19 protein-coding genes are annotated in these 23409 nt (G+C 46.5%); 12 read left to right on the forward strand and 7 right to left on the reverse strand.

Annotated features, from left to right (window positions below; genetic code table 11):
* Positions 1 to 4 precede the first annotated feature (4 nt).
* A complete protein-coding gene (locus R3B84_05735) occupies positions 5 to 2143 on the reverse strand; it encodes a Gfo/Idh/MocA family oxidoreductase (protein ID MEZ6140054.1) in 2139 nt (712 codons plus the stop codon).
* A gap of 8 nt (positions 2144 to 2151) precedes the next feature.
* Positions 2152 to 3135 carry a glycosyltransferase family A protein gene (locus R3B84_05740; protein MEZ6140055.1) on the reverse strand — a complete coding sequence of 328 codons (984 nt, stop codon included), beginning with the start codon at positions 3133 to 3135 and terminating at the stop codon, positions 2152 to 2154.
* 175 nt (positions 3136 to 3310) lie between these two features.
* Between R3B84_05740 and R3B84_05745 the strand changes: the two genes are divergently transcribed.
* Positions 3311 to 4627: an oligosaccharide flippase family protein gene (locus R3B84_05745; protein MEZ6140056.1), complete on the forward strand. Its 1317-nt coding sequence runs from the start codon at positions 3311 to 3313 to the stop codon at positions 4625 to 4627.
* Here the strand turns inward: R3B84_05745 and truB are convergent.
* Positions 4621 to 5499, reverse strand: coding sequence for a tRNA pseudouridine(55) synthase TruB (gene truB / locus R3B84_05750; GenBank protein ID MEZ6140057.1), 879 nt, complete (start codon positions 5497 to 5499; stop codon positions 4621 to 4623). The two genes, R3B84_05745 and truB, sit on opposite strands and share 7 nt — an antisense overlap.
* A gap of 110 nt (positions 5500 to 5609) precedes the next feature.
* Here truB and R3B84_05755 point away from each other — a divergent pair, with 110 nt between their 5' ends.
* The 4 genes from R3B84_05755 to R3B84_05770 are packed head-to-tail and all read left to right on the forward strand — an operon-like array spanning position 5610 to position 8540.
* Positions 5610 to 5942, forward strand: a complete 333-nt coding sequence (locus R3B84_05755; protein ID MEZ6140058.1) for a hypothetical protein — start codon at positions 5610 to 5612, stop codon at positions 5940 to 5942.
* Complete coding sequence (locus R3B84_05760; protein MEZ6140059.1) at positions 5935 to 7128, forward strand: response regulator; 1194 nt, start codon at positions 5935 to 5937, stop codon at positions 7126 to 7128. Before R3B84_05755 ends, R3B84_05760 begins: the two co-directional genes overlap by 8 nt.
* On the forward strand, positions 7112 to 7939 hold the full coding sequence (locus R3B84_05765) for a S8 family serine peptidase (protein ID MEZ6140060.1): 828 nt from the start codon (positions 7112 to 7114) through the stop codon (positions 7937 to 7939). Before R3B84_05760 ends, R3B84_05765 begins: the two co-directional genes overlap by 17 nt.
* A gap of 10 nt (positions 7940 to 7949) precedes the next feature.
* Positions 7950 to 8540 (forward strand): pyridoxamine 5'-phosphate oxidase family protein, encoded by a 591-nt coding sequence (locus R3B84_05770; protein ID MEZ6140061.1) that lies wholly within the window; start codon positions 7950 to 7952, stop codon positions 8538 to 8540.
* A gap of 17 nt (positions 8541 to 8557) precedes the next feature.
* Here the strand turns inward: R3B84_05770 and R3B84_05775 are convergent, their stop codons facing one another.
* Together R3B84_05775 and R3B84_05780 are read right to left on the reverse strand one after the other, a co-directional pair.
* A complete protein-coding gene (locus R3B84_05775; GenBank protein ID MEZ6140062.1) occupies positions 8558 to 9451 on the reverse strand; it encodes a Gfo/Idh/MocA family oxidoreductase in 894 nt (297 codons plus the stop codon).
* A gap of 8 nt (positions 9452 to 9459) precedes the next feature.
* Positions 9460 to 12807 carry an FtsX-like permease family protein gene (locus R3B84_05780; protein ID MEZ6140063.1) on the reverse strand — a complete coding sequence of 1116 codons (3348 nt, stop codon included), beginning with the start codon at positions 12805 to 12807 and terminating at the stop codon, positions 9460 to 9462.
* Positions 12808 to 12880: 73 nt separating this feature from the next.
* On the opposite strand from R3B84_05780, the gene R3B84_05785 reads away from it, so the two are divergent.
* Positions 12881 to 13585: a hypothetical protein gene (locus R3B84_05785; protein ID MEZ6140064.1), complete on the forward strand. Its 705-nt coding sequence runs from the start codon at positions 12881 to 12883 to the stop codon at positions 13583 to 13585.
* 4 nt (positions 13586 to 13589) lie between these two features.
* Here the strand turns inward: R3B84_05785 and R3B84_05790 are convergent, their stop codons facing one another.
* Positions 13590 to 13856 (reverse strand): hypothetical protein, encoded by a 267-nt coding sequence (locus R3B84_05790; protein MEZ6140065.1) that lies wholly within the window; start codon positions 13854 to 13856, stop codon positions 13590 to 13592.
* Positions 13857 to 13943: 87 nt separating this feature from the next.
* Between R3B84_05790 and R3B84_05795 the strand changes: the two genes are divergently transcribed.
* Positions 13944 to 14627, forward strand: a complete 684-nt coding sequence (locus R3B84_05795; GenBank protein MEZ6140066.1) for an HAD-IA family hydrolase — start codon at positions 13944 to 13946, stop codon at positions 14625 to 14627.
* Between the two features lie 19 nt (positions 14628 to 14646).
* Here R3B84_05795 and R3B84_05800 read toward each other — a convergent pair whose 3' ends face one another.
* Positions 14647 to 15993 (reverse strand): PQQ-binding-like beta-propeller repeat protein, encoded by a 1347-nt coding sequence (locus R3B84_05800; protein MEZ6140067.1) that lies wholly within the window; start codon positions 15991 to 15993, stop codon positions 14647 to 14649.
* Between the two features lie 107 nt (positions 15994 to 16100).
* Here R3B84_05800 and ffh point away from each other — a divergent pair, with 107 nt between their 5' ends.
* The 5 genes from ffh (at position 16101) to R3B84_05825 (ending at position 23324) form a co-directional block, all read left to right on the forward strand.
* Positions 16101 to 17546: a signal recognition particle protein gene (gene ffh, locus R3B84_05805; GenBank protein MEZ6140068.1), complete on the forward strand. Its 1446-nt coding sequence runs from the start codon at positions 16101 to 16103 to the stop codon at positions 17544 to 17546.
* Between the two features lie 92 nt (positions 17547 to 17638).
* Positions 17639 to 18004 carry a metalloregulator ArsR/SmtB family transcription factor gene (locus R3B84_05810; GenBank protein ID MEZ6140069.1) on the forward strand — a complete coding sequence of 122 codons (366 nt, stop codon included), beginning with the start codon at positions 17639 to 17641 and terminating at the stop codon, positions 18002 to 18004.
* Positions 18005 to 18164: 160 nt separating this feature from the next.
* Positions 18165 to 21629 (forward strand): tubulin-like doman-containing protein, encoded by a 3465-nt coding sequence (locus tag R3B84_05815; protein ID MEZ6140070.1) that lies wholly within the window; start codon positions 18165 to 18167, stop codon positions 21627 to 21629.
* A gap of 4 nt (positions 21630 to 21633) precedes the next feature.
* Positions 21634 to 22380 carry a hypothetical protein gene (locus R3B84_05820; protein MEZ6140071.1) on the forward strand — a complete coding sequence of 249 codons (747 nt, stop codon included), beginning with the start codon at positions 21634 to 21636 and terminating at the stop codon, positions 22378 to 22380.
* A gap of 14 nt (positions 22381 to 22394) precedes the next feature.
* A complete protein-coding gene (locus tag R3B84_05825; GenBank protein MEZ6140072.1) occupies positions 22395 to 23324 on the forward strand; it encodes an HTTM domain-containing protein in 930 nt (309 codons plus the stop codon).
* Positions 23325 to 23409 lie beyond the last annotated feature (85 nt).

A 23409-nucleotide genomic window follows, 5' to 3' on the forward strand; every position in this document is an offset into this window, starting at 1 on the left:
TCTGCTATTCGATCCAGGTGGTCACGGCTAATTCTATTCCTTCCTTAATCAGTTTTTCGCGATTTGCGGGCTGCCATTGTAGGATTTCTTTGGCAAAGTTCGATTCATAGCGCGAAATGTGGTAGCGAGACTTCCAATCTCGGTAACTTGGCCGGCGACGGTTTGGGTGCCGAACCACAATTTTTACCAGCCATTTCAACAAATCATTCCTGAAGTGGTACCACGCTGAAGTGGGTTTCGTCGTAATCTGGCTTTCAGAAAATTCTGAGAGAAATTTCAGATATTCTCTGCCAGTTAACACCGGATCTCCCACCAGATTAAACGTCTGGAACTGGGAAACCTCGGAATTCTGTCGTAGTAGTGCTGTCAACGCGGTAGCCACGTCAGTTGCCAGTACAAAGGGCAGGGGGTGGTCGCCTGTGCCCCAGGTCAGGCAAGTGTTTTCGTGGTACCACATGCCAACGCCCCAATGAAATGGTGAACCACCAGAACCGATCACAATGCCTGGGCGTGCCACTGCGATCTTCAAACAGTGCGACAGTGAAAATTGCTCTAAGTTCTTTTCGCACAATGCTTTACATTGGGCATAGAGATTTCGGCGGTGAATTTTGGGGTCAAGTTTGGTATTATCTTGTAATACAGAATTGAGATCTCCAGAATAGTAACTGTCAATGGTACTGGAATAAACCAGTAGTTTCACACATGCCTGGTCGCACAAAGAAGCAAGCTCGAGTGTGGGGTATACCTCGCCTTTCAGGTAATCTTCCCAACGATTGCCGTAGGCACGTGCGAGGTGAAAAACGGTTTCGATGCCTTCCAAAGCTGTATGGATTGTTTCTGGTCTTGTCAGGTCTCCACGCACCAGATCCAGCGGTAATGCACTGATTTTCAACGGAATTCGATCAGGATCGCGAGCCAGAAGCCGCACGGAATGGCCTTCACGAACTAATTGTTGCACGAGTGATTGACCAATAAAGCCTGTCCCACCCAGAACCAGAACTGTGGGCTTACCTGTTGCAGTTTGTTTTAAAGGTGCGGGTTCAGGGAGACGGACTTCCACAGCACCAATTGCCTGTTGCACAATTTTTTCGCAACAATCAATCACCAGAGTCGCAAAATCAATTGTGAAGCGTGGGTCTAAAGTTCCAGATTCTCGTCCACGATAAAATTCCGACAAGCTGTGAAAAATACTGGCACCAAAGAGGTTGCCATGTTTCTTCAATTTCAACTTTGACAGCAGATAGGATCGCCAGTTCCGTTTTCCCTGCCAAATCAGCGTTTTACCATGCCGGACGGTGCGTTTCATCCTTTCCCAATCAAGCATCCCAGCACCATAACGATCCATAACAGCAGTACCTGATTCCAGATCTGCGATCACCAGCCCATTTCTACCACGTACTTCGATGCAATGCTGGCCGTAACTACTGCCAAAATCCCAAGTTAGGGAAACTTCCTCTCCGTTGGCACACTTGGCATGCACATTCCATTTCTGAAAAAAATGCCCCCCACCTGGGAGATGAAGTTTACCTGAGGTTGTCGAATGGACTTCATTCGGCATCCCGAAGAGGTCAATCAAAGCCGCAATCAGGTGCGGGCCCACTTCAAAAATGACATTTCCAGGTTGCCGCACGGCATAGGTGTGAAATGGTCCATTTTTAGCAAATGGCAATTCGCGGTGCCAACAAAGCCGGGCATCGCGAATTTTTCCTAATTCTTTATTGTGCAATGAGTTACGCAAAAAAACATAATTTGGATCAAACAAAAAGTTATGGCTGACTCCTAGATGCCGTCCAGTTCTGTGCACCACTTCAGCCAAATGCCGGCAGTCTGCTACACTGGTTGTAGCGGGCTTTTCGAGCAGCACATCAATCTGATTTTCCAGCAGCTTAGACGCTTCTGAATGGTGAAGATCAGCGGGCAACAGTATATGGGCCACATTGCAAATTCCGGCAGCAACTAACTCATCAATTGATTTTACGTAAGTACTTATTCCATATGATTTTGCAAAAGATTCTGCTCTGGATGCATTGCTGTCGCATACAGCCACGACCTTCAGATTCGGAATCGTTTTCAATGCTTTCAGATGCCAATCGGCGATATAGCCAGCACCCACAATAGCAACGCGATGTTGTGCTTCAGCCAAAATTCTTCTCACTTGTATTCGATGATGGTGGCTTGGCGAGAAAACAATCGATTACGATGGAATTTTAATACACCTATCAATTGTGGCAATTTATCGAGGATGCAACTGATCCCCCAGGCCAGGCTGATTTTGATGCTATAGCCCCTCTTGCGAGTTCGTTGGGCAATTCGAACTACTTGAAGCGGGTAATAGAGCAAGAAAATCAGACTGATTCCCCAAGTTGGCCAGGCAAGTGCCGATGCAAGAAGGGGTAACAGAAATGCAGTTCTCCAGATTCGGCGGATTTCTTTCCGGAATTGCTTTTCAGGCCCACTACCATGGAGCCAGTTTCCAAGTGCATACGCATAACCTGCACGCACTGCACGCTTAAACCACTGATGGAAACGGTACATTGCTGCATCATGAATGGTCATTTCGGAATCGATTCGCCAAATTTGCTGGCCAGTTCTTCTGATCCGCAGACAGATTTCATCATCTTCTGCCGCAATCACCGTGGGGTTGTATCCGGAAACGGCCTGCAGCACGCTTGCACGCATCATCACATCCCCACCAGCGGCTTTTGTCTCACCTATTGGAGTGTTCCATTCAATATCGCACAATGCGTTATAGATTGTTCTGTCGGGATATCTCTCCCGCCTCCGCCCACACACCGCACCCACTTTGGGGTGGTTCACAAGAATGCTTTTTGCATCAAGTAGCCAATTTGCTTGTACTTCACAGTCTCCATCCACGAATTGTACGTAACTAATTTCAGGATAGAGGTTTAGGAGGTGTTCCCAACCCGCATTTCGTGCTCGGGCGGCTGTAAATGGAAGCTGCAAATCCAATTCAACTATGGCAATTCCCTGTGCGGTCACCCACACCTGGCTACCGTCCGTAGAACCAGAATCGACATAAACGATTTTCTTTGTCAATGGTAACAGCGAGCGAATGCACGCCTGTAAACGCGCCCCTTCGTTACGTGCAATAACAACAATACCGATTTCATCCATGACAACCCAACTGTTGCCCGCTTCGTATGATGATGTTGTGATATTTGAAGATCACTCAAAAGAAAGTACCGATACAAAACGTTCTGCAAGAATGTCTTTGGGTGGCTTCCCTGATCTGAAAAGATCATTCAGGGATTGAAAAACTAGAGTTGGTTGGGAGCAATTACCAAGAGACATGAAGTTTCGCTTTTCCCATTTTCTTACCCGCACCCCGGCATTGAATAAGCTGCTCCATGGAATTTTCTGGTCCTATTTGGGCCAGATTCTCATGATTGGCTTGCGCTTTGCCAGCAGCATGGCCATCACACGACTGCTGACCCCGGAAGCGTTCGGGATTTTCGGCCCCGCCCTGGCTGTGATTTTTTTGCTGGAATTTCTATCCGACGTGGGTTTGCGTCAGGCAGTGGGCAGGTCTGAAAATGGTGAAAATCCAGAGTTTGTCGGCACGATCTGGACAGCACTTCTCATTAGAAGTGGGATTTTGGCAAGTGTTACCATCGGCTTGGCATATGTGTTACCGCAGTGGTATCACACACCGGAAATCGGCACCGCGTTGCTGATTCTTGCCGTGCGGCCAATTTTGCTGTCGCTCGGAAATCCGATGGTCCTGGTGCAATATCGCCAGGTGAATTATCGTGGGCCGTTCTGGCTGGATATGACGCAAACCATTGCAGGTATTGTCTTTACAATCAGCCTTGCAGCAATTTATCGGTCTTATTGGTGCCTGGCTGTGGGTTTGCTGGCAGGAGATGTGTGTCGCACAATTCTGAGCCACATCATCCTGCCTGCAGCACCCAGGTTTCGCTGGGATCGACGCTCCTGGCAGGAAATCAGTCACATTGGTTGGCCAATTTTCTTCAACACCTGCTTATACGGTGCCTGGATTAATCTGGAACGGTTACTTGGCCCACGTTTCATTGAAACGCAGACAATTGGCTATTTCTTCGCAGCCTGGACCCTTTACGAAGTGGTGGATAATTTTCTCAATCGGGCAGGGGATGTGTTGTTTTCAGTCACCGCCCGGAAAGAGCGAGATCAATCCGCTCGCATCTTAATGAGAGTTTCCTCATTAATTGCCAGGGTGGGGGTGCCTATTCTGTCTGTTGCAGCAATCATCGCGCCTTGGTTTTACTATCAACTGTACCCGACTCAGTATCGGCAAGCTGGTATACTTTTGGGCGTTCTTTCTGCTCGGTTGCCAATACGTGCACTTATCCAGGTTCAGGTGGTGCACCTCGTAACGTCGCACCGCGTCATTCTTGCGTCATGGTCTTACCTGATTTCACTTTTGGTGGGGGTGATCATCCTGAAGCCCCTGATTCTCGCCCACGGTGTGTTGGGAATGGCGTTTTGTGCCGTGATTGCCACCTACACACTAGGACTGAGCCAGACAATTCTGCTGATTTATGAGAAAGAGATGAGGATTGGCCCGTTTCTGGTTGCACTTGGCTGGTCGTTGCTTGCGGCAGCAATTATTCTGACAGTCTATTGAGTGTTTTGGTGAAATACTTTGTCTGGTTTCAAAAGGCCATTTTCTGAACTGGCAAGACCAAGCAGATTTCCATCTTGTTTCAAAACAACCACTATTGCAGCATTTGGATGGGAATAAGGCAGAAACTTGCCCTGACAAAATCCAACCACGTCTGCTTCTTTGATTTGCAAACTGGGAAAAGTAGTGAGAGCCGTGGATAATGGTAACAAATTTGCAATGACATCTGCCAAACTGTCACATCGTGGTGCAGCGTTTTTTAATGCGTATGACCCCACCTTGGTGCGTTGCAGTGCTGCAAGATAGCCGCCAGTCCCCAGGATTTTTCCCAGATCACGTGCGATGGAACGAATGTAAGTCCCTTTCCCACAAGTGATTAGCAATTTCAAGTGGGGCCATTCGTAATGCACGATTTCAATCGCATGAACCACCACCGAACGTGGGGACAATTCAACAGTTTGCCCACGTCGGGCGAGCTGGTATGCTCGTTTTCCTTGCGTGTGGACAGCAGAATATAGTGGGGGGATCTGTTCAATATTGCCCACAAATTGATTCAGATGGCACTGGATCGTTTCTATCGTAGGTGGATTTATCACCGGATTTTGTTCCAGCGGGCCTTCCGCATCATCAGTAACACTGGTCCAACCCAGGCGGACATTTGCCTCATAGATTTTTGGTTGCGCCTGGACAAATTCGACCAATTTCGTGCCGAATCCTATACCAATCACCAATACACCACTTGCTAATGGATCCAGGGTACCTGCGTGGCCAATTTTGGTTTTTCTGGGCAATAAATCCTGAATTTCATTAACAGCATCACGGGATGTAACCCCCAACTGCTTGTTGATGACCAACATTCCGTGTATTTTTTCCATGACAAGTATTTCCTGATTCCGCATTCATATGTTAAGGAAACCTGGATGAAAATTGAGGTTCTGCATTTCTTCCAAGTTCTTCCAGCAGACGAGAAGATTAAGAAAAATTCATGAATGAAATGAATAAGAACAACATTCCGGACTTTCTGCAAAAAATCGCTTGTCCCGTATGCCGCGCCAGCAATTCTTTTCAGCCAGTGTGCCGAAGGTGTACGACCGATCTTTCATTAATTTGTGGCACACTGATCAGCCTGGCCCGCCACTTACGGGCGGCAGTCCAGTCACTGCATGTGGGCGATTTCGTTAACGCACAATGCCACTTTTATCGATGTCAGGCGATTTCTTCAACAAATCAACTTCACCAGGCACTGGCAGTTGTTGCCTGGTTGAATGGACAATATCAGCAAGCCTATCAACAATATCGAGCAATCCACCATGGCTGAAACTGTTTTAATTGTGGATGATGAAGAGAGTGTCCGCAAAACACTGTTTGAGTGGCTCAACGCTTCACAGTGGAACATCGACATTCTGGTAGCATCCGATGCCGAATCTGCCTTGGTGCTGGCCAATGAACAGACCATTGACCTCGCAATACTGGATTGGAATCTGGGCAGTGGGTCCGATGGTCTGCAATTATTGGAAGATCTGTTTGAATTTCAACCCGATATCGTGGCAATTCTGGTAACAGGATTTGCCCACCAGGCGACGCCTTTAGATGCACTTCGGATGGGCGTTAGGGATTATCTGGATAAAAATCAGGATCTCAACAGGGATAGTTTTCTGGCAGCTGTTGAAAAACAACTTCGCAAAATTGTTCCAGCAAAAAATTATCGGCTTTTTCATGAACAATTACGTAATTTCCGTGATGCAGTGCAGGAATTGATTCCCCTGGTCGAAAAATCCAATCGCTTGTCATCCCATGTAGGATTGCCGGAAATCGTTCCCAACGCGCTGGGATTTGCAAAGTACTTGATTCCCTGCGAACAATTGGTGATGTTAATTCTTGAGCAGGCGGGGAATCGTCTGGAAGTGGTGGCTTATCAGATCGATGGTAGTCATGTGGAGGTTACGCCGGAATTATTCCCACATTCGATGGCCGCAATGGCATTAAGCATTGGTAAAAGTACGCTGGCTTCAAACTACCACGATGAATTACTGGGAATGAAATTATTGCCATTTGAAGTGGCTCATCGGCATGCATTGCTGGTGCCAATGATTATTGGCAATCACCATACAGGGGTTCTGCAGTTTTTACGAAGCGACAAATCGTTTGATTCTTCAGCCGAAAACTTATCGAATCTGCTTGGAAACATCGTCTGTGATATCATGCGGATGATTTTTGAAGACAAGAATATTCGCGAAAGGCTGTTGGAGGCGATCAATCGAGCTTTACAGGAAAGTGGCCGTATCGATATCCAGCCACAATCGACAACAGAATCCTCCGCAGCATATCAACGCCTGCAAGTGGGAGCGAAGTTGATTTCTGATTTACCAGGAAGCAGTGAAAGCGAACTAGAATTATTAGATGAGTTGCGGCAGTTAAATCTTCGGCATGGCGACATTGCGATCCAGCACGCACTGGCATCTATTCAATTGGTCAGGAAGCTACTCGATGCATACGCAGGATGATACGGCATTGCCCACGAGTGTGTTTCAGGATTTGATCGCCGGGATTCATCCTGATCGAATTTTGACTCAACCAACAGCAAACGGCGAAGCGATTCGCGTTGCAGTCGTGGACAGTGGTGTCGATACGGAAGTGTTGCAACAGAAACACCCCCAGATGAAAGTGGTAGCAGGTGGGATTTTTCGCCCAAACGAGCCACAGCCATTCCCATTTTTGGGTAAGCAGTCTTCCCCTCATGGCACAACAGTAGCAGATATTCTATTGCGTATTGCACCAGCTATTTCTCTTTACAGCGCGGACGTTTTTGGCAATACAGGCACTACAGACATTGACACGTTATTGCATGCATTGGAATACATTCTGGAAAAGTGGCCGTGCCAGATCATTAACCTGTCTTTGGGAGTTTCCGAAGCAAGGCTGATCCAGCCAGCCAAAAGGCAACAATTTGCCCGTTTAATTGAGCGAGCGTACTACCAGGGTATTTCTGTGTTTGCTGCCGCTCACAACGAACACCCACTGGTAAAAAGTTATCCTGCGGTATTTGGCACCGCTTTAATTTCTGTTGATAAGGGATTGTTTCCTACGCCGTTACAATTTGGTTACAATGTGGGCGATACCATCGAATTTCGAGCACACGGTCGTGGTTACCTGGGGCCATTTTCTCGCGAACCAACCACAAGCTGGGCGACACCCCACCTTGCAGGGATTGCGGCACGGATTTTATCGATGAAGCCCGATTTGAAACCATTTGAATTAAAGACCATCCTCTATTGGTTGTGCCAGCACTGGAACAATCGCTGCACCCAGGAATGAGAAATTAGTCATGAATTTGCCTGAAAACTTTTTGCAAACACCTGATTGCACCTTTAACACAATTCATTCCTTGCTGGAAGGTGCGGCACTGCCAGGGAAACCGTTCCACTGGTTAACATTTGCTACAACAAATCAGAGTGGGGCACCAAATCAGCGAATGGTAGTAATTCGTAAGTATGACAATATTGCGAATAAACTATATTTTCATACAGACATGCGTTCTGATAAAGTTCAGGAACTTTCCGCCCAGCCGCAAACGCACCTGCTGGGATTTGATCCCGCACTCCAGTTGCAGCTTCGCATCAAAGCTAAGTCAGAGTTGGAGCATAATCCCGCCATATGCGATGAAATCTGGCAACTTGCGGTAGAAACAAACCAACTCGCATACTCGCAACATGTGGTGCCCGGTACGGGATTGACAGCACATTTGATGTTGGAAGAATTTGTTGTTGATCCTCACCGTGCACGTGGGCATTTTGCAATCGTTTCTTCACAAATTCAGCAAATTGACTTACTTTGGCTACTCCCAGGTGGGCATCGCAGGTGCTTCGTTGCGTTAGCTCAATCTGGAGAAATGGAAATGAAACTGGTAGCACCGTGATTTATATAGCCGCTATGCTATATAACTACTTCGGTTTGCATGCCGTGGTTGTTGCCACTTTTATTTGCAGCTTCAATAAATGCCACAATTTCCAAAGTTTCTTCAATTGGGATTGGTGGCTTGCCTGTTTCAAATGTTTGAACAATCTGCTTTAACAATTCGCGGTAGATATATGTCGTTTTTACAGGTACATATTGGTTTGCTTTCGATTGAAAGAGCAGGGCACCAAAGCTGCTGGAACCCGCACGGATGCCACGAACAGTGCCGATGCGGCCATCTTTCCAATGCCCAGTTACCAGGTCGCAATTTTTGTCAGTGGTGGTTACGACACGCATGCAACCGGTACCCATAATTGTGTAGAGCATTTCAACCGCATGGATGCCATAATGAAACAGCCCAGGGTTTCGATCATGCTGAGAAGCAGGACCGTGGACCACCGCACCGTGAATATCTGTGGGCTTCAAACCTGCCAGAGACTCCGTCAGTTCTGGAGCAAATCGCAACGAAGAAGATGAAAAGATCGGCAGCTTTTTTTTCTGGGCCAGTTCAATGATCTTTTTGGCATCTGCCACAGAACACGTAAATGGCTTATCGATGAAACAGGGAATCCCAGCTTCCAGAAATGGTTTCGCGCGATCAAAGTGCACACTGCCATCCACTGCTTCGATCAGCATCACATCCACTTTGCCGATCATGTCTTCGGGTTTTTCTACCAAAGGCACTTTGTAAGATTTCATTGTGTCTGTAAAGCCAGGAATTCTTTCAGGTGACAGTTTCGATTCACCCGGGCAGCCAATGACTACCTGGCCACCTTTCACCCATTGGTCCTCTGCGACACCCACCTGGTTGAGGCGTCTGGTAAATTCCACTGCGTGGGAAGTATCAAAATCCAGCAAGCCAAAGCGAATCATCGCACACCTCAATGCTTTTTGAGTTCTTCAACGATGTTGGTACGTAACGACCAGATCATCGAAAGATACAGTGTGAACAAACCAAGGGATACCGCACCGCATATCGTAATCAATAATCTCTGCCAAGGGAATGGATTATTTGCAGAAAGGTGGGGAAATACTGCACTGAAACCGGCAACCACACCCAGAAGAACACCAATACCAACCAGCCAGGCATTTTCTTGAAACACCATTTGGCGTATCTGCCTGCTGGCAAAACCAAGGGAACGCAACATTGCCAGTTCGTGCCGCCGATCCCACAGGTTGCGTAACAGAACAATGGCTAATCCAGTAGCTCCCAATATCAAGCCAAATGCTCCCAGTAATTGAAATGTCGTGAGGTATGTATTCTGCACTTGCAGGAAAGCACTTAGTTTTTCTGCACTAGGTGTGATCCTGGCACCATAATCCGCCAATCCTACCGAAAAAATATCTGCTACGGGAATCTGGTTCTGATTTGTCTCAGGTTGTTCAATTAACCAAAGCTTCTTCCCATCCTGATGGGGGAAGTATTTGACAAATTGTTGTTGACTCAACAATATTTCGCTCTGAAATACACTGTCTTTGAGCAATCCAGCAATGATTACTTTGAAAGTAAACCCATTTTCATCAAGCAACTCAAGTTCATCTCCCAAAGATTTTTTCAACATCCACTTGGCAGTGTTCTCTTCCACAAAGACATTCGGCAACTCAGCGGGTAGTTGTAGAAGTGTCCATGGATTCTTCGTGTTCTCTGATAACGGTAAATTTGCAGAAAATTGAAAGCCACCACGTTCGATCAGTTCATTGGTGACACCAATAACTCTTGGGCGGGTCACTTGCTGCATATTTAAACAACTTGCGTCGTCGCCAGAACTGACAGGTAAACCGATAGTTTTCAAGTTTTGTAACTGGCTCGCTAGTGCGTCTTCCTTTTCCAATCGAACAGCACCGCTCAGCCCTTCGTCCTGCCATTTTCGTGCAAATGCATCCAGTATATCATCGCTGCGTTCCGACATCGCCCCGTAGATGGGGGTTTCGAGTTCCATCAAAAACGCAAATCCCCCACTGCCGCCTTCTTTGTTGGCAAAATCGTCTTCTGGACTGCGTCGGAACGATTCTACTGCAATTAGCAAGAAAATGGCTGCAGACAGGATTCCTGTAGTCAGTAAACTTCGCGTGGGTTGGCGAAAAACATTCCGCAATGCGTAACCCGAAGTGGATTTCATCGCAGTTCTGTACGAATTCAGCAAATACCAAAATAGTAGCAATAACGCTGTCAGAACCAGTGATCCACTGCCAAAAAAGGCACCGGCCTGCGGTTCTCCCGGTGGGAGGCTGGGTGCAAAACTCATTAAAATGGCAGTTACCAACAGACAACACCCTGCAAGAATGGGATAAAATCTGCGTCGCGAGCCTAGTTTTATTTCAGATTCGTTTGAATGTTTGAGCAATTGGATCGGGTTTTCGATGCTTTTTCTGCGAAAGCTAACGATGATTACAAGCATGCTCACAGCCAGCGAGCTAACAAAGCCAATGACTCCACTGGGTAGAGTGGGAGACAGTTGGAGTATTGACTTGGCTGCTGCGCTGGGCCAGAGAGTGGAAAGCATCGTCAACATGGTCTGACACAGCACAATACCACCCACTACCCCCAACAACGCACCAATAATGCTGATGAGCATGCCTTCACGCACAAAAATCGTCCGAATCTGGCTCGAAGTGTAGCCAATCGCCCGCATCAGACCAATTTCAGCACTTCGGCGTTCGACATTCAACTTGGTAAGTAGTACGACCAGCATCAGTGCGGCTACAATCAGGAAAAAACTAAAGCCAAGGAACAACATACCGAAATCGGTGCTGCCACCAGTACCTGCAAGCAGTCGTTCTTCTACCGGATCGAATACAAACCCACCTGCTTTGATGTCTAGTTCTGCCAAAATGGCAGTTTCCAGTTGATTTTGCTGCTCTGGGTTAATACCAGCACCTGTTGCAACCCGCACCGATGTGATTTTGCCAAATTTGCTGCCCCAAATTTCCTGGGCTGTATCCATCGAAATGTACGCTTTTGGTGTGGTGCGGTATTGCTTCCAGTACCGTTCATCTGCTGTCTTGATCCGGGTATTATCATAATCGAACGGTGGTTTCCAATTCCGAATGTCTTCGACTTCGGTGATCCCAGGGAACTCAGGTACCAGATCAGGATCAGCGCTAAGTCCTTGTAGAGGAATCAGTTGCGTTAAGGTGAATGTGGCACTTGTTTCCTGCAATTTTGTTTCAATTTCAGGTTCAAAAAATCGCAGTGTAATCTGATCGCCCACACGCACTTTCAGTGGGGAATCTGGCCAATTCACCAAAGCAATTTCATTTTTCTTTAATGAGAGATTCTCATCAACTTTAAGCGTACCTTTGGAGTTGGGTGAAATTGCAGCCACGATGGAATAAGGAATCGCTTTATTCTGATGTTCAATTGAATTTGCTAGATAGGTCAGGGTGGGGGACGATTCCCAGCGGAGTTTCTGTGCGGCTTTCTGGATCGCAGATACCATCTGATCGTTCAGGATCTGTTGCCCACTTTCAACAGAAAAGTAATTTCCTAACTTCTTTGCTGGCCGGACTTTAAGTGACCAATCTGCCGGCGAAATCTGCTGTTGAAATGCGGATTGTAGGGGTGCTAACGGTTGGGCATGGGAAAGGATTGTGTTGATTTTTCCCGATTGTCCTATTTGTGCTTGCAATTCCGGCAAATTCATGAACAAATTAATGGGTAGCGAACTGTTGGCAGTTAAGGAAAAGTATTCCAGCGGGTGATCTGGTGGCAAAATCGCAACCACTTTCACCTTGAACGTGGCAATGCTGGACGATTTATCCCGCTTGCCAAGTAACGAGGAGCGTGGGATGGCCGCACCTTTTTCTGCTGAAATTTCTAAGCTGTCGCCTTCTTTGGCGCGAATTTTGCTAGCAGTATTTGCTGGTAGAATTGCGCCATCGGGAAGATCTTTCAGATCTGGGTGAAAATTTTCCCCACAGCCAATGAGAGACACGGAAGTTGTTGGGTTATCTGAGCGGAAGACCGCACCCTGCAACAAAATTGCCGGGTGGTTGATGCCTGGAAGTGATTTGGTGATCTTTTCGTTGATAAAACGACCACCCATCCAGGAGTATTGGGTATTGTTTAATTGTTGATATACGCGATTTTTCAGGCTTGTTTTTAATGAATCGCCCACAAATAACGAGCCTGAAATGACGGCAGCACAAACAAAAGTGCCGAGGCACAGTGCCAGGCTTAGTTGCCAGTGATACCGAAGATTGTTCAGGACAAAGCGTGTCTGGTTCATTACTTTTGTGATCTTTTTTGAAGCTGATATTATTCTAGATAGATGAGCACGAAACTGGTGCTGGGAGTTGAAAATGTTCAAGAGTTGGCAACTGATGAGTGGCTTGGGTGCGGTTCTGTTGGCCTTACCCGCTTTTTCGCAAGAAGATGTATTAAAAGATCGTTATGAAGATCGACGGGATCTCACTTTACTCGTCCGCCTACCGAATCGCAGTGAAACTTACTACCACGAAGCGACGATGACCACCTTTACCGCACCGACCGGTTGGGAAGAAATTCGTCCGCAACGATTGACTCGCAAACTGGACCCCCGCACCCACACTTACCTGGGGATTGAAAAAAATCTCGATAAGTTAAAAGGCGATCGCACATTCGTTGCTACCGTATGGTGGATGCAATTGAATCCCACGACACGACTCTCGGAGTTCATTACCGATAACCCCATCAGTGGGGCTTATGGCGAAGAGCATGCGATTCTGTCAACGGTTTACGGTCGGGATCGCGTTTCCAAACCCACCAAGTCGTTGATGGGTCGCCTGGGCGATGTGTATAAAGTGAATATCGATGGTGGGCCGAATGAAAACCGCTATATCGGTTCGATGTACATTTTTGAAGCACCAGGCGAACGTGGCACTCGCTGGATGGTGAAAGTGCGAGTGTCTTACCCGAAGAAAAGCACTCCTGAAGATGAACGAGTTGCAGCCGAAGTAATTCGCGGCTTTGATCGGCTGGAAACCCGCCCAGCCTTGCTGAACCCCACAATCGCACCCAAGAAGTAATCATTTACTTCGCAGTGACAATGATAACTAGCCCAATCGATTGAAAAATCAATTCAATAAACCCCGCGACCATAGCTACTACCGAATAGCCTATTCCTGGCTTTCCCTTTGTTTTGCGGGCCCATCGAAAGCCAAAAACACCCAGAATGAGGCCAGATAAGCCAAAAAGCACTCCAAGTGGGGGAATTAACCCCAGTAATGCACATTGGTACGAACGATATCCGTACGGATTCTGATGATTATCTACTTCTACTGCGGTTGCTTTCGCCATGTCCACTGGTGCTCAAAATGGTTTCTTTTCACAGTCATTTTGAACGCTCAGAGACCAAAATGGCTGTTTCCCTGATACAACATCGTCATGTTACCAAATACAATTCAATGCGTTTATTTCGACGCAGTAGGCACACTGCTGCTTCCCAAAGAATCCGTAATGGAAGTTTATTGGCAAACTGGCCGCAAGTATGGCTCTCAAAAGACTTTAGATCAAGTACGTACCAGCTTTTTTCCGCTGTTTCATCTTCAGGAATCGTTCGATCAGCAGAATTCCTGGCAAACCAGCGAAGTGCGGGAAAGAGACCGCTGGCAACAGATCATTCGTGGAATTTTCGACGACATTGATACAGATGACTGTTTTCAGGAGCTTTGGGACTATTTTGCGGCACCTGAGCACTGGAAACTAGATGAAGATACCCAAAATGTCTTCGATTTTTGCGCCCAACGCGGGCTGAGAGTGGGGATTGCCTCGAATTTTGATGAGCGACTTTTCAGAATTTGCGGGCATTTTCCCGAGTTACTCGCCTGTGAAGAGAGAATTTGTTCCAGCTCTCGATTGGGAATACGGAAGCCTGCCCCACAGTTTTTTGATTTTATCCAGAATCAGGTGGGCTTGAATAGAAATCAAATTGCCTATGTGGGCGATGATTTTTTTAATGATTACGCACCTTCACATGAAGCAGGCTTCTTTGCGGTACTGAAAACCGATCAACGACAATCAGAATTCCGGACAATTGCAAGACTTCTGGAATTAGTCGAAACTGAATGATTAATCACTACTAAGTTGATTACTTTTGTAAGGAAATCCGGATGATTTCTTCATCATTTCGCACGATCATATGGTGATTTGCAAAAGCGGGGTGCGTCCAAACTACAGGTCGGCCGGTAGCCATTTTGTTCGTTGGCTTCAAAATCGTCGCCCGCGATATTTCCTTATATTCTTTGGGGGAAAAATGACAGGTTATTAATTGGCCTTGTTCATTGAAGATGTAGGAAAACCCTTCCGTGGTCGGAATGATAAACGCATGCCCCCAGCGTAATGACTTACCACTGGTCGGTTCGTGGGTAAACCATTTTCGCTCTCCTGTCAGCAGATCAAGACAGCGCAATTCGCCGTAACTACATACCCCGTAAATATTTCCGTCGGCAATCCAGGGGGTGCACATAATGCTGTGTAGATCGAGCGTATTGTTTGGCATTACCGAAGAACCATTGTTCTTGCTTTTACTTTTCCAGACCACTTTCGGTTGGTCGCCAGAAACGTCGAGCAGCAAAGACCCGTTGTAGAACGCACTGAAAAAGAGGTAGCGATTTTCGACAAAACGTGGCACCACGGCAGTTAAGCTGGAATTGATTGTCCAGTCGAATGACCAGATTTTCTTGCCGCTGGCAGGTTCCAGGCCATAAATCGCTTTGGGTGTCCAGATAATCAGTTGCGGTTTCCCTTGCAATTCGATAATTATTGGAGTTGCATAACCAGGGTCACCCACGTTCAACGCAGACCACTTTTCCTTTCCGGTCGCGGCATCAAAAGCAACAACTGTTTTGCCTTGTGCCCCACCTGCGAGGCATATAACAGTATCGTTATATGCCAGAGGGTGGGCTGAGAATCCCCAGAAAGGCAGCGAGGCATTAAAATCTTTTAAGAAATGTTTTTCCCACAGAATTTTGCCTGTTTTGATTTCATAGCAAAAGAAGTCCCCCATCGCACCCAGTGAAAAGACGTGTTTTTCCGTAATTGTGGGTGTCGCACGTGGGCCTGCAGGATAACTGATTCGATATTCACAGGGATATTCGTGTTCCCACAATACTTTACCAGTAGTTTCTTCGAGGCAACGGATCCGTTCATTTCCCTGAATACCAGAAACCGCAAATGGATTGGCAGGATTGGCTGCTTTTTGGGCCAATTGGCGATCGGTGAAGAATACTTTGCCATGAGCAACAGACGGCCCAGAATATCCCATACCACAAGGTATCTTCCAGCTTACTTTCGGGCCCTCTTTCGGAAAAACCTGTAATAATTCTTTTTCACGGTACACACCATCACGATGATTACCAAGCCACTGGGACCAGTCTTCTGCAGATACGTGTGTTGCACAAAGCGACCACAAGGCAATCCATAGTCCATATTTCATAGCTGTCCTCGAAAATTACTGCCACTTCAATCTTGCAAGCGTGCTTGTAGTTGACGGTATTCCAAAATAGAATTAGCTGTTGGTCAATATATTCACGGATTTTGCGAATGTTCGATGGAATTCAAAAAGGCATCAAAGAAGCCCTGGCGAAACTTTCTGGTCGTCGTCTGACCGAAGACAATATTCGGGAAGGTCTTCGCGAAGTTCGTCGGGCGTTTCTGGAAGCGGATGTCAATTTTACCGTAACCAACGACTTCATCAGCAAATGTGAAGCAAAAGCGATTGGCGAGAAAGTGATCGACCGGGTGAAACCGGTTGAGCAGATCGTAAACATCGTTTTTGAAGAGCTGGTTGAGTTGATGGGGCCTGTGGACCATCGAATTCCCGCCCACAAGGACCGCCCAGCCGTATTGATGATGTGTGGCCTGCAGGGAGCAGGTAAAACAACCACATGTGGAAAACTGGCACTCAAGCTACAGAAGGAAGGTCGTAAGCCACTGCTGGTGGCAGCCGACTTGCAGCGCCCCGCCGCTATCGAACAATTAATAGTGCTTGGGCAGCAACTGAAGATTCCTGTCTATTCGGAAACATCGAATCCAGTGCAGGTTTGCAAGAATGCGATTACCCACGCAAAAAATAACAGTCACGATGTGGTGATTCTGGATACCGCTGGTCGACTGCAAATCGACGATGCCTTAATGGCAGAATTAATGCAGATCGACAAACAGGTGAAACCAGATCAGGTTTATCTGGTAGTTGATGCAATGATCGGTCAGGAAGCGGTGAACGTTTCAAAGGCCTTTCATGAAAAATTAATGCTGAATGGTACCATTCTGACCAAATTAGATGGTGATGCACGTGGTGGGGCAGCCCTGTCGATCAAAGCGGTCACTGGCGTTCAGATCAAGTTCATCGGTACTGGTGAAAAATTAGAGGCATTGGAAGATTTTCGCCCAGAAAGCATGGCTTCGCGAATCATGGGGCAGGGTGACCTCATGGGATTGGTGGACAAGGTCCGAACAGTCCAGCAGGAAATTTCTGAAGAAGAACTGAAAAAACAACAGGAAGCACTCGAGAAAGGCGACTTTACGATCGAAATGTTTCGAGCACAGTTCATGCAGATCAAAAAAATGGGCATGAAGGACATGATGTCTCGAATGCCTGGGATGTCTGAAATGATACCCGAAGGTGAAGACCCTGAGGTGGCATTTCAGAAGTTTCAGGGAATTATCGATTCGATGACCAAAAAAGAGCGAAAAAATCCTGATGTGATTGATGCTCCTCGTCGAAGACGCATTGCGAAGGGCAGTGGGACCGAACCGCACGAAGTGAGCCAGTTTTTGAAGCAATTCGATACTGTTCGCGGTATCATGAAGCAAATGATGAGCATGACTGTCTGGCAACGGATGAAAATGTTGACGGGGTTGTCCCGCGGCGGTGCTTTTCTGCCGGGTAACGAATCGATGTTAAAGACGAAAGGGAATACGGGACATCGCAAAAGTGCGAAAGAACGTGCCGAAGAACGCAAAAAGAAGAAAAAGAAGAAAAAATAACTTCTCAAGTTAGTATAGACCATACAACAAGAATATGAATAGCAAAGTAAGATCGATGCCAATTCGATCAAAGCCCAGACGGTGCTGAATTCATGAAAAAAAAGCGTAACCCTGCTGCAGAAATTCGTGCAAATCGTAACCTTGCTGAATTTTTTAAAAGCCTTGGGGATCCAAAACGGATCCAGATACTACGGTTGCTATTGGCACATGGTAAATTGCATGTCTTAAAAATTTGTGAAGAATTGGGCAGTGATTCTCAGCCCGCAATCAGTCATCACCTGAATTTGCTCAAACGAGTAAAGCTGGTTGATTTTGAGAGAATAGGCAAGTTTAACCACTACTTTATTTCGACCGAGGGCATGCAGAACCTATTTGCCCACTTTGCACCCAAAAATGGCACGGATTTTCACCAATTTCTATTTGGTGATACCTTAATTCGCTTTGAAACTACCTTTTGAATTATTGTATCTGTAGAAAAATTGCAGTCTCGCACGCAAGAAATTTATGCTCAGGCAATAGTTCTTTCCGCCACCACTTATTTCATTGGACGACATCAGAAAACTGGTCTAATTTCCATTAGCCATTAAGTGATCAATTCTGTCCCATGGAACAGCAAGAATGAATTGGTTAAAAGAACCAGATTCTGAACCGATTCCCGGTTATCGCCTGATCAAACCTCTTGGAAGTGGTGGGTTTGGTGAAGTTTGGTTATGCGAAGCACCCGGAAAAATTTTTAAAGCAATCAAGTTTGTGTTTGGAAATCTCGATTCCAGCTCCTCAAGCGATGGTCGGGCCAAGCAGGAATTTTCTGCACTTCAACGCGTTAAATTTGTCCGCCACCCATTTGTGATATCGATTGAGCGGATCGACATTGTTGCCGGCGAGGTAGCAATTGTCATGGAGTTGGCAGAAAAAAGTCTTCACGAAGTTTTGAAAGAAAGTACCGATCGCGGGTTTTCAGGTATCCCACGTCATTCAGCAATTGGCTACATTCGAGATGCTGCTGAAGGGTTGGATTACCTGAGTCTGGAACACCACTTATTGCACCTGGATGTCAAGCCACGTAACTTGTTTGTGGTGGGTGGGCACGTGAAAGTGGCAGATTTTGGGCTGGCAAAGCATTTGGAAAGACAAAGTGCTATTGGAATTATGGCCGGAATTTCACCCCAGTATTCCGCACCTGAAACATTTACTTCGAGAATTACAAAGTTTAGCGATCAATACTCACTGGCTGTGGTCTACCTTGAATTGATTACTGGTCACCGAGCATTCCGTGGCAAAACAGTTCGAGAGCTGGCTCTGCACCACACAAATAATGAGCCGGATCTATCTGGTCTCTCTCAGGAAGACACAGTGATTGTCGCGAAAGCTCTTTCGAAGGATCCATTTAAAAGATTCAATACTTGCATTGAATTTGTTGAGGCTCTCTCACAGGTATCTGTGAAAGCGATGGCGGGGTTTCAAAAAGTTGTTTCAACTGATGCCAGCGTAATCACTTCTCAACTCTATGAAGATGTTCCGGGTACAATTCCGCTGGAACAGCCAGAGCCAATTACTGGCTTTGCTTTACAAGATGAAATCCAGGAGGGTTCTTGCAGCCTGCCAATTGCAGATGAAGTTTCAAGTAGTTCAAAGGTTTCCGCTTCGATTTCCGAGCACTTCTTTGAACTGAATGATTTCGAAGATGGAAGCTGTCTCAGGCCAACTCTGATCATCGGACTTGGAACATTCGGCAAGGCCACAATTCAGTCACTCACTCAACGTTTGGCGGATCGCTTCGGTGATATTCAGCTCGTTCCATGCTACCGTTTTCTGAATGTGGATACTGGTTCCGACAACGAAGTTGATGTCATTGGTCAAGCACCTCGTGCCAACTCAGTTGCGCAAACTGTTCGTTGTTCAGTCCAGTCTGTCACTCGTTATCGCAATGAAACTTTGGAGCGACTGTATGACTGGATTCCACGTGAAAAACTGAATAATTTGCCAAAGTCTTCCCGATCAATCTGTTCACGTGCCTACGGCAGATTAGCATTATCAGAAAACTACCTGAAATTGATTACCCGTTGTCGACAGGAGTTAAAGTCGATCATTCACCCCGAAGCGATTGCGAGGGCTACAGACTACACAGGGTTGGAATTTCGAGATACCCGACCACGCGTGATGATTATTGCAGCAGCATCAGGAACCACCTCTGGCATGTTGGTGGATATTGGTTATGCAATCCAGAATCTGCTGGATGAACTGAAATTCTCTTCAAGCCCTCATTGTTTGTTGTATTGTGGGGCTCCTGATGATCCCGCGATGAAAGAAATTGAAGCCGCAAACATTGTAGCCACCCTCACGGAGCTCAACCATTTCAGCCATTCAAAAATCAATTATCATGCGAAGTTTGGTGGTCTTGATGGTCCCGAAGTTCAGTCAAAACGCCCACCTTTTCAGTCAGTTTACCTCACCAAATCTGAAACAGCAGGTTCGGTTGGGATTAATGACGCAATTGCAAAATTATCCAGTTTTCTAGCACTTGATTTAACCACCCCTTTGGGAATGCACCTGGATCCTTTGCGATCCAGTGGGCCACATTTCCGATCAATGGGGTTGGGTAACATCTGGTATCCCAAAGGATTGTTACTACGTCGCTCAGCTCGAATCCTGTGCGAACGAATGATTGCTACCTGGACTACGAACCATTCCCGTCTTCCAAAGTGGGTGGATGAATTGTGTCACCGCCTGGTCACATTACCTGGGCTGGATCCCAATTCATTGATCTCCCAATTATCACAGGAGCTAGAAGTTCTTGATCAGAATCCAATAAGGGAAATTACCGGTTTACTGAACTCACTACAGCAATCGATGATCGCAAACAAAGATCATCCTGCTATCTGGGCAGAGCACGCATACCAGGAAATGATGAGCATTGTTGGTGTGCGATCAATGATTGCTATTCCTGATGCTATGAAAACCGGAAGATTAAATCGGTACTACACCCAGGCAGTATCTAAAATGGCCAGTCTGTGGGCGAGCCATTTTGGACAGCAGATCATCACAATTTTTGAAAGTAATGGTCAGAGAGTCACCAACACAGAAGGAGCAATTGCCCGATTGGTAGAGTTTTGTGAACGATCTGCCGTGGAAGCGCAATATCGCCTGGCTGAAGCAACACCCGCGAGTGAATCCGCATTTGCTGCCGTTCAGTCCGCATTCGAATCCTGCACCCAAGCTGGACAATTTCGGATTTTTGCAAAAAACTCGCTCTCCTCCATGAAGCGATTACACAAAGCCCTGGAAGACTATGCCAACTGCCGACAAATCGAAGAGTCGTGGTATGGAATTTCACGATTCTTTAATCGGTTGAAATCTGCAATGGAAGACGATCAGCGTGCCTACGGTGTGTGTCGACAACGCCTGACGACCTTACGTGGCGTGATCGAGACATCTCATTCACAATCGAATATCGACCTGCTTCCTACAAACAACACAGTCACCTTGCTGCCTGGGGCAGAGAATAATCTGGAGTGGGCAGCAATTACGTTTGTTGATTCACTCACTCCTGACCAGATCGAATTAATGGAAGACACGCTACAATCTCTCATCCTGTTGCCCAAAGGGGGATTGTATGGGGCATGCCAGATTAATGCTGATGGAGTACAGCAGTTGGCAGAATCACTGGTGGATCAGACAGCTGTATATCTGCACCAGTTTCTTACTCAAAAGGAATTACACGAATTTTCCAATCATGAAATACCTGGTGGCTGGAAACAGGTGGTAATCGACTCTTTTGAAAAATCCATCCCCGATCTCCCTGGTTCGCCAGAACTGGAACAATGGTTCTTTGTCATTCCAGATCATTCAGATACACAACCGATCGAAGAAATTGCTCGTCACTTATATCCAGGCGTGAAAGTGGCTCGTTCCCCACGTGGTACCGAAATTGCCTTCTACAAAGAACAGATCTTAAATTTTCATGAAATCAGTAATTTGACAAAGCATTACTTGCTTGCATACTTAGAAAGATCAGCCGGTCTGAATAGTTCTCCCCATGCGCGGTTTGATGTTTTGGAATGGTTACCCCTGTCGAGTACCTGACTAAATGAACCAGTTACCTGAAAAGCGCTCTTTCTTGATCGGTTTATTTATTGTCTGGCAACTTTATTTCGTGCTGTTCACAAATGTGGGGCACTTTATTCCCCGTCAGCAGAGTGTCCCACCTGCAACTCCTGAAATCATCGATACTTACAGCAAGCGGGGGGCGTTTACCGATCTCCCACCTTTACAGAAAATTTCCGATTTAAATCTGGCGATGTGCCAGAGATATGAAGAGTTGACAGGGCAGATTCAAGGGTGGTCACTTTTCGCTCCTGAATTCGGCAAAAATAGCTCTTTTCTGGCCATAACGATTGTCCGCAAAGATGGAAATACCAGCCAGATAAAATCCGACTTCGAACCAGAAGATACCACCAATTACTTTCGCTGGCGTCTTTCTGATTATCGAAGAATGTATCGTGAAGCTATGCATGCGATGTGTTACTGGTTCTGGACACATGAAGAACAACTTGAAAATCCGGAAAAACACCGATTGAATATCATGGGCTATGTGCAAACGTATCAGCGTTCCATGCTCGCTTATGCGTTATGGGTGCACCAAAGCCATTTCCCAAATTCTGAAGAACAGGTTGATTATTTCATCATTCAGGCAAGAGTTTACCCAACGGCGGGTATTGGCGAAAAGGTGACTGATCAACATGTGATTAATCAACCAATCGCCAGAATTTATCCACGGTGGGGAAAGGTAGAATATTTTGACACTGTCGCTGGTTCCTTTAAACCCTTACCATGAAAGAAGTTAAGATCATGTCCTCCCCCATAACTGTGGGTACTTTACCCCAGATTCCATTTGGTCTGGGAAGATTTTCATGGCTTAGTGGCACCATCGCTGCGGAAAGGGTTGCCGCACTGCGAATCTGTGTTGGGCTTTTGTTGCTTGTGGACCTTTTTGGAAGTTATGCTCAATCCCTGACGTTCTTTTTTGGCGATGGTGGGATCGGTGATCGACGGATTTTTGACGAACTCTTTTCTAACAGCACTCTGAACTGGTCTGTTTTACGCTGCTTACCAGGCACTTGGGGGCCACATGCACTTTTTGCCCTCCAGGTGGGTGCAGCAATCTGCCTGATTTTGGGCGTTTACCCACGGGTAGCTGCCGTTATGGCATGGGTGGTGGCAGTCAGTTTTTTGCAGTCGAATCCATTCGTGCATAATGGAGGGGACCGCTTAAAGATTGCCTTACTTTTTATGCTGATTTTTCTCCCCACGAACTGCTGCTGGGCACTCAAAAGGCCATTTGCCGCGAAAGATCCAATGCAACAATACCATGTACCGGCCTGGCCTGTGGGACTATTATTATTTCAGTTAGTTGTTGTTTACTTCTTCACTGGTGTATACAAGATTTTGGGGGCAACGTGGCGAGATGGGAGTGTCATGCACTACATTGTGAACGATGCCCAGTGGGCCCATTTTTCTCCAAACTACCTGCCAATCAATAGTTTCGGCTTGAAATTACTTGCCTGGGGAACCGTTTTCTGGGAGTTGAGCTTTCCGATTGCAATATTGTTCCGAAAAACACGAACGATTACCTTTCTGATTGGTGCGTTTTTTCACATCGCCAGTTTCATCCACCTCGAAGTGGGCATGTTTGCGTTGTACGCACTAGCGTATTATCTAGTTTTACTTCCTTGGGAAAAATTTCACAAAATACGGAGTTATCCATCATCCAGATCGTGACTCCAAGTAAACTTTTTCTAACATAACGTATTGTTTGCATGCCCCACCCGAGTGGGTAACCACATGGGGCCGCTGCGCTATTTTC

The organism is Zavarzinella sp., assembly GCA_041399155.1.
GTDB lineage: Bacteria > Planctomycetota > Planctomycetia > Gemmatales > Gemmataceae > JAWKTI01.